Raw genomic sequence first — 6,209 nt, forward strand, 5'->3', positions numbered from 1 at the left:
GGCCCCGAGTGTTCGGGGCCGGGCCGGGGGTGAGAGTGGAGCGACTCTCCTACTTCGCGCGCTCCAGGACCTCGACGACGCGGTAGCGCTTGGTGGCGGACAGCGGGCGGGTCTCCATGATCCGCACGCGGTCGCCGACACCGGCGTCGTTGGTCTCGTCGTGCGCCTTCACACGCTCGGTACGGCGCATGATCTTGCCGTAGAGCGGGTGCTTCACGCGGTCCTCGAGTTCGACGACGATGGTCTTGTCCATCTTGTCGGACACGACGTACCCGATCCGCACCTTGCGGCTGTTGCGCTCGGTGTTCTCGCTGGCCTCAGTCACGGCTGCTTCCTTGTCACTCACTTGGCATCACCCGGCGCCGCCGACAACCCGAGCTCGCGCTCGCGGATGACGGTGTAGATGCGTGCGATGTCGTGACGGACGACGCGCAGGCGACGGTTGTTGGTCAGCTGACCGGTGGCCATCTGGAAGCGCAGGTTGAACAGCTCCTCCTTGGCCTCACGAAGACGCGCGGTGAGCGCATCGGCGTCGAGTTCACGCAACTCGGGGGCGGTGGTTCCACTAGCCATCAGAACTGCTCCTCCCGGGTCACGATACGGGTCTTGCACGGGAGCTTGTGCTGCGCGCGGCGCAGCGCCTCGCGTGCGGTCTCCTCGTTCGGGTACGACATCTCGAAGAGGATGCGACCCGGCTTGACGTTCGCGACCCACCACTCGACGGATCCCTTACCGGAACCCATGCGGACCTCGGCGGGCTTCTTGGTCAAGGGGCGATCGGGGTAGATGTTGATCCACACCTTGCCGCCACGCTTGATGTGGCGGTTGATCGCGATACGCGCGGACTCGATCTGACGGTTGGTGACGTACGCCGGCTCGAGAGCCTGGATGCCGTACTCACCGAACGTCACCTTGGTGCCGCCCTTGGCCCCGCCGCTACGGCCGGGGTGGTGCTGCTTGCGGTGCTTGACGCGCTTGGGGATAAGCACTGTCACGCCTCCCTGGTCTGATTCTGCGGAGCCTGGGCGGGGGCCTCGGCAGCCGGACCGGAACCGGCGCGGCCGGTCTCGGTGCTGGTGGCCGTGGTGCCCTGGGCGCCGGAACGACGCGGCCGGCCTGCGCCACGCTCGCGGCGCGGTCCTCGGTCGGCACCGCCGCGGTTGCTGGACTGGGCGTACTGATCGGACTCGCGACGACCGCCGACCACGTCACCCTTGTAGATCCACACCTTGACGCCGATGCGACCGAAGGTCGTCTTGGCCTCGTAGGTGCCGTAGTCGATCTCGGCACGCAGGGTGTGAAGCGGGACGCGACCCTCGTGGTAGCGCTCCGATCGCGACATCTCGGCACCGCCGAGACGACCCGAGCAGACCACCTTGATGCCCTTGACCTGCGGCTGACGCATCGCGGACTGGATGCCCTTACGCATCGCGCGGCGGAACGCCACGCGGTTGGAGAGCTGCTCCGCGATGCCCTGGGCCACGAGCTGGGCGTCGGCCTCGGTGTTCTTGATCTCGAGGATGTTGAGGTGGACCTGCTTCGCGGTGAGCTTCTCGAGCTCGCCGCGGAGACGGTCGGCCTCGGCGCCACGACGACCGATCACGATGCCCGGCCGGGCGGTGTGGATGTCGACGTTGACGCGGTCGCGGGTACGGGAGATGTCCACGCCCGAGATGCCGGCCCGCTCCATGCCCTTGGACAGGAGCTGACGGATCTTGATGTCCTCGGCGACGTAGTCCGCGTACTGCTTGTCGGCGTACCACTTGGACGTCCAGTCCGAGGTGATGCCGAGACGGAAGCCGTGCGGCTGGATCTTCTGTCCCATTTAGCGGGCACCTCCCTGGTTACGACGACCCCGGCCGGTGGAACCGGCCTTCTCGGGCACGCTGGTCACCTCGACGGTGATGTGGCTCGTGCGCTTACGCACTCGGAACGCACGACCCTGGGCACGCGGACGGAACCGCTTCAGGGTCGGGCCCTCGTCGGCGAACGCAGCCGACACGACCAGGGTCCGGGGATCCAGGTCGAGGTTGTTCTCGGCGTTCGCGATGGCGGACGCGAGGACCTTGCCCACCGGCTCGCTGGCGGCCTGCGGGGCGAACCGCAGGATGTCCAACGCGTCGGAGGCGTCCTTGCCCCGGATCAGGTCGATCACACGACGCGCCTTCATGGGCGTGACGCGGACGAACTTGGCGGTGGCCCGGGCGGAGAGCTGCTGCTCGTCCTGCACCGTGCCTTCGGCGGTCTTGCTGGTATCAGTGCTCATCGGCGCTTACTCTTCCGATCGTCCTTGATGTGCCCCTTGAACGTGCGCGTCGGCGCGAACTCGCCGAGCTTGTGACCCACCATGGAGTCGGACACGAACACGGGCACATGCTTGCGGCCATCATGGACGGCGAACGTGTGGCCGATGAAATCGGGCAGGATCGTCGAGCGACGCGACCAGGTCTTGATGACCTGATGAGTACCCTTGTCGTTCTGCGCGTCCACCTTCGCGAGGAGGTGCTCGTCGACGAACGGACCCTTCTTGAGACTACGAGGCATCCTAGTTTCCCTCCTTAACGCTTCTTACCGGTGCGACGGCGACGGACAATCATCTTGTCGCTCGCCTTGTTGGGCTTGCGGGTCCGGCCCTCGGGCTGGCCCCACGGGCTGACGGGGTGACGTCCACCGGACGTCTTACCCTCGCCACCACCGTGCGGGTGGTCGACGGGGTTCATGACCACACCGCGGACGGTCGGGCGGACGCCCTTCCAGCGCATGCGGCCGGCCTTACCCCAGTTGATGTTCCCCTGCTCGGCGTTGCCGACCTCGCCGATCGTCGCGCGACAGCGGACGTCGACCCGGCGGATCTCGCCGGACGGCATGCGGAGTGAGGCGTACGCGCCCTCCTTGCCGAGCAGCTGGATCCCGGCACCGGCGGCGCGTGCCATCTTGGCACCGCCCCCGGGACGGAGCTCCACGGCGTGCACGACGGTACCTGCGGGGATGTTGCGGAGCGGCAGGTTGTTGCCGACCTTGATATCGGAACCGACACCCGACTCGACCTTCATGCCCTGCTTGAGGTTCCGCGGGGCCAGGATGTACCGCTTCTCGCCGTCCGCGTAGTGCAGGAGGGCGATGTTGGCGGTGCGGTTGGGGTCGTACTCGATGTGGGCGACGGTGGCGTCGACGCCGTCCTTGTCATTACGACGGAAGTCGATGACACGGTACTGGCGCTTGTGGCCACCGCCCTTGTGACGGGTGGTGATCCGACCGTGACCGTTACGGCCACCGGTCTTGTGTAGTGGGCGAAGCAGCGACTTCTCGGGCGTCGAGCGGGTGATCTCGGCGAAGTCCGAGACGCTCGAGCCGCGACGGCCGGGCGTCGTGGGCTTGTACTTGCGGATAGCCATGAGGTTCTCTCGTCCTTAACTCTTCCCGCCGTCAGGCGGTCAGACCCGGGATCTCGATGGGCTTGCTGTCGGCCGCAAGGGTCACGATGGCGCGCTTGGTGCTCTTGCGCTGTCCGAACCCGGTGCGGGTGCGCTTACGCTTGCCCTGACGGTTGGCGGTGTTGACGGACTCCACCGTGACGCCGAAGATCTCCTGGAGGGCGATCTTGATCTGCGTCTTGTTGGCGTCCGGTGCGACCAGGAACGTGTACACGCCCTGCTCGAGCAGGCCATAGGCCTTCTCGGAGACGACGGGGGCGAGGATCACGTCCCGGGGATCGGCGACGGTGCTCACTTGTCGGCCTCCTTCGCGGCGGTGTTATCCGTGCCTGCGGCACGCTTGCTGGCCTGCGAGACGAACGCGTCCAGTGCCTCCACCGTGAACACGACGTCGTCTGCACGCAGCACGTCGTAGGTGTTGAGCTGATCCGGAGCGATGGGATGGACGTGGTCCAGGTTGCCCACCGAGCGCCACGCGGCGACGTCCTCGCGGCCGACGACGAGCAGGAACTTCTTGCGACCGGACAGGCTTCCGAGGAAGTCCCGCACGCCCGCCGTCGACGGGGTCTGACCCTCGACGAGCTCGGTGACCACGTGGATACGATCGCTGGCGGCCCGGTCGGACAGGGCACCGCGGAGGGCGGCGGCCTTCATCTTCTTGGGGGTGCGCTGCGAGTAGTCGCGCGGCTTCGGACCGTGGACCGTGCCACCGCCGGTGTAGGCGGGGGCGCGGGTCGAGCCCTGGCGGGCGCGGCCGGTGCCCTTCTGGCGGAACGGCTTGCGGCCACCGCCACGGACCTCGCCGCGGGTCTTGGTCGAGTGCGTGCCCTGCCGCGCCGCGGCGAGCTGAGCCACGACGACCTGGTGCATCAGCGCCAGGTTGGGCTCGACGCCGAAGATCGCGGCGGGCAGCTCGACCGACCCGTCGGCCGAACCGGCCGGGGTACGGACGTCAAGCTTGAGATTCACGGTGTTCTCCGTCGTGGTCATGCGCGCGCACCGCCCTTCACTGCGGATCGGACCATCACGAGGCCGCCGTTGCGGCCCGGGATGGCGCCCTTGATCAGGAGGACGCCGGCTTCGGCATCGACCTTGTGGACCTTGAGGTTCATGGTGGTCACGCGCTCGTTGCCCATGCGGCCGGCCATCTTCTTGCCCCGGAACACGCGGCCCGGGGTGGATGCGCCACCGATGGAACCGGGCCGGCGGTGCACGGCCTGGGTGCCGTGTGAGGCGCCCTGTCCGTGGAAGCCGTGACGCTTCATGGTGCCGGCGAAGCCCTTGCCCTTGGAGGTTCCGGTGACGTCGACGAAAGCGCCGTCGGAGAACACATCCGCGCCGAGCTCCTGGCCCAGCTCGAAGGCTGCTGCCTGCTCCGCGTTGTCCAGCCGGATCTCCGCCAGGTGGCGACGCGGGGTCACACCCGCCTTGGAGAACTGGCCCGTGACGGGCTTGGTGACCTTACGGGGGTCGATCGCGCCGAACGCGATCTGGACGGCGTTGTAGCCGTCGGTCTGCTCTGTACGGATCCCGGTGACTACACACGGCCCGGCCTTGATGACGGTAACCGGGACGACCCGGTTGTTCTCGTCGAAGACCTGGGTCATGCCGAGCTTCGCGCCCAGGATTCCCTTGATCTCGGTAGTACTCATCTGTTCACTGTCTCCGCTGCACGTTGCTTGCTGACCGCTGCTCGGTCGGAGGTCACTGGATGTTGACGTCGACGCTGGCAGGCAGGTCGATGCGCATGAGCGCGTCCACGGTCTTGGGCGTGGGGTCGAGGATGTCGATCAACCGCTTGTGGGTGCGCATCTCGAAGTGCTCGCGCGAGTCCTTGTACTTGTGCGGCGAGCGGATGACGCAGTACACGTTCTTCTCGGTCGGCAACGGCACCGGGCCGACGACACGAGCTCCCGTACGGGTGACCGTCTCGACGATCTTGCGCGCCGAGGCGTCGATGGCCTCGTGGTCATAGGCCTTCAGCCTGATGCGGATCTTTTGTCCCGCCACTTCGTCCTCATTCTCCCCCCGCCCCTGAAGGCGGCTGTCGTGAGCGCCCTCGCTGCGCGGGGGACACTTCTGTGTTCGCTTGTCATACGTGACACCGTCTGACCGTCTACCACCCGGTCACATGCATCGGTGCTTCGTCGTGGAGGACCGCCGTCGCGCGCTCACGAACGTGACACGACCACGAGCCCTCCAGAGGACGGAGTGCCGCACTCCCGCGGGGCGAGGGTGACGGCGGAACCGATCCGCTGCCGCTGTTGATGTGTCACGACGCGTCCACGCGGTCGGGCGTGTCGCCCTCCCACTTTTCCGGCGGGTGATCGCTCACCCGCCCCGGTCGTGCTCGCCCGACCAACCCGGCGATCGCGGGGCCCGGGGGCCACACGAGTTCGCCGCCTTGTCCGGGCAACTCGACCAGTATGCCGCACGCACCCCACGGGATCAAAATCGCCGGGGCCGACGGGTCGGGGATGCCGCGCCCGCGTGCCGCGACTTCGGTAGCGTCGAGCCATCAGCGCCCATGCGCCTCGTCACCCAGGAGAGCCCCACGTGAACAGCCGACGCGAACCACGCGACCCCGCCGCCTACAAGCGGGATCGTCGCCAAGCCGTCCTGCGCCACCACCCGGACAAGGGCGGTGACCCGGACGAGATGCTCCGCGCGCTCGAGGAGGTCGACCGCAGACACGGGGTCGGCGGGCCCCGCCGCCCGGAACACGCCGCGACCGCCGAGCAGGTCGCCGCGGTGGCCGTGACCGCTCTGGCCGGG

The 6,209-nt window shown here is 67.7% G+C and carries 12 protein-coding genes; 1 reads left to right on the forward strand and 11 read right to left on the reverse strand.

Features of this window, described 5'->3' with window-relative positions:
* Positions 1-49 precede the first annotated feature (49 nt).
* The 11 genes from rpsQ to rpsJ are packed head-to-tail and all read right to left on the reverse strand — an operon-like array spanning position 50 to position 5,444.
* Positions 50-325 (reverse strand): 30S ribosomal protein S17, encoded by a 276-nt coding sequence (gene rpsQ, locus G6021_RS04640; RefSeq protein ID WP_179525920.1) that lies wholly within the window; start codon positions 323-325, stop codon positions 50-52.
* A gap of 17 nt (positions 326-342) precedes the next feature.
* Entirely contained in the window at positions 343-573 is a 231-nt protein-coding gene (gene rpmC / locus G6021_RS04645) for a 50S ribosomal protein L29 (protein WP_017838199.1), read from the reverse strand.
* Positions 573-989 carry a 50S ribosomal protein L16 gene (gene rplP / locus G6021_RS04650; protein ID WP_017838198.1) on the reverse strand — a complete coding sequence of 139 codons (417 nt, stop codon included), beginning with the start codon at positions 987-989 and terminating at the stop codon, positions 573-575. The genes rpmC and rplP overlap by 1 nt, the downstream gene beginning before the upstream one ends.
* Before the next feature lie 2 nt (positions 990-991).
* The gene (gene rpsC / locus G6021_RS04655; RefSeq protein WP_179525921.1) at positions 992-1,825 is read right to left on the reverse strand and encodes a 30S ribosomal protein S3; all 834 of its coding nucleotides are present in this window, start codon (positions 1,823-1,825) and stop codon (positions 992-994) included.
* The gene (gene rplV, locus G6021_RS04660; protein WP_179525922.1) at positions 1,826-2,266 is read right to left on the reverse strand and encodes a 50S ribosomal protein L22; all 441 of its coding nucleotides are present in this window, start codon (positions 2,264-2,266) and stop codon (positions 1,826-1,828) included. It abuts the gene before it with no gap.
* Complete coding sequence (rpsS, locus tag G6021_RS04665; protein ID WP_017838195.1) at positions 2,263-2,544, reverse strand: 30S ribosomal protein S19; 282 nt, start codon at positions 2,542-2,544, stop codon at positions 2,263-2,265. Before rpsS ends, rplV begins: the two co-directional genes overlap by 4 nt.
* Before the next feature lie 14 nt (positions 2,545-2,558).
* A complete protein-coding gene (rplB, locus tag G6021_RS04670) occupies positions 2,559-3,395 on the reverse strand; it encodes a 50S ribosomal protein L2 (RefSeq protein WP_107757059.1) in 837 nt (278 codons plus the stop codon).
* Positions 3,396-3,426: 31 nt separating this feature from the next.
* Complete coding sequence (gene rplW, locus G6021_RS04675; RefSeq protein ID WP_179525923.1) at positions 3,427-3,729, reverse strand: 50S ribosomal protein L23; 303 nt, start codon at positions 3,727-3,729, stop codon at positions 3,427-3,429.
* Positions 3,726-4,424 (reverse strand): 50S ribosomal protein L4, encoded by a 699-nt coding sequence (gene rplD, locus G6021_RS04680; protein WP_182609299.1) that lies wholly within the window; start codon positions 4,422-4,424, stop codon positions 3,726-3,728. Before rplD ends, rplW begins: the two co-directional genes overlap by 4 nt.
* Positions 4,421-5,086: a 50S ribosomal protein L3 gene (rplC, locus tag G6021_RS04685; RefSeq protein WP_179525925.1), complete on the reverse strand. Its 666-nt coding sequence runs from the start codon at positions 5,084-5,086 to the stop codon at positions 4,421-4,423. The genes rplD and rplC overlap by 4 nt, the downstream gene beginning before the upstream one ends.
* Before the next feature lie 52 nt (positions 5,087-5,138).
* Positions 5,139-5,444, reverse strand: coding sequence for a 30S ribosomal protein S10 (gene rpsJ / locus G6021_RS04690; protein ID WP_003938093.1), 306 nt, complete (start codon positions 5,442-5,444; stop codon positions 5,139-5,141).
* A gap of 546 nt (positions 5,445-5,990) precedes the next feature.
* Here rpsJ and G6021_RS04695 point away from each other — a divergent pair.
* The coding region (locus tag G6021_RS04695) for a hypothetical protein (RefSeq protein ID WP_182640756.1) at positions 5,991-6,209 on the forward strand (219 nt) is incomplete at its 3' end.

The organism is Dietzia sp. CW19 (assembly GCF_014145265.1).
Taxonomy (GTDB): Bacteria; Actinomycetota; Actinomycetes; order Mycobacteriales; family Mycobacteriaceae; genus Dietzia; species Dietzia natronolimnaea.

Coding starts and splice junctions, on each gene's coding strand:
- rplV (WP_179525922.1), bottom strand. CDS start 2,266: ATGAGCACTGATACCAGCAAGACCGCCGAAGGCACGGTGCAGGACGAG.
- rpsS (WP_017838195.1), bottom strand. CDS start 2,544: ATGCCTCGTAGTCTCAAGAAGGGTCCGTTCGTCGACGAGCACCTCCTC.
- rplB (WP_107757059.1), bottom strand. CDS start 3,395: ATGGCTATCCGCAAGTACAAGCCCACGACGCCCGGCCGTCGCGGCTCG.
- rpmC (WP_017838199.1), bottom strand. CDS start 573: ATGGCTAGTGGAACCACCGCCCCCGAGTTGCGTGAACTCGACGCCGAT.
- rplC (WP_179525925.1), bottom strand. CDS start 5,086: ATGAGTACTACCGAGATCAAGGGAATCCTGGGCGCGAAGCTCGGCATG.
- rplD (WP_182609299.1), bottom strand. CDS start 4,424: ATGACCACGACGGAGAACACCGTGAATCTCAAGCTTGACGTCCGTACC.
- rpsC (WP_179525921.1), bottom strand. CDS start 1,825: ATGGGACAGAAGATCCAGCCGCACGGCTTCCGTCTCGGCATCACCTCG.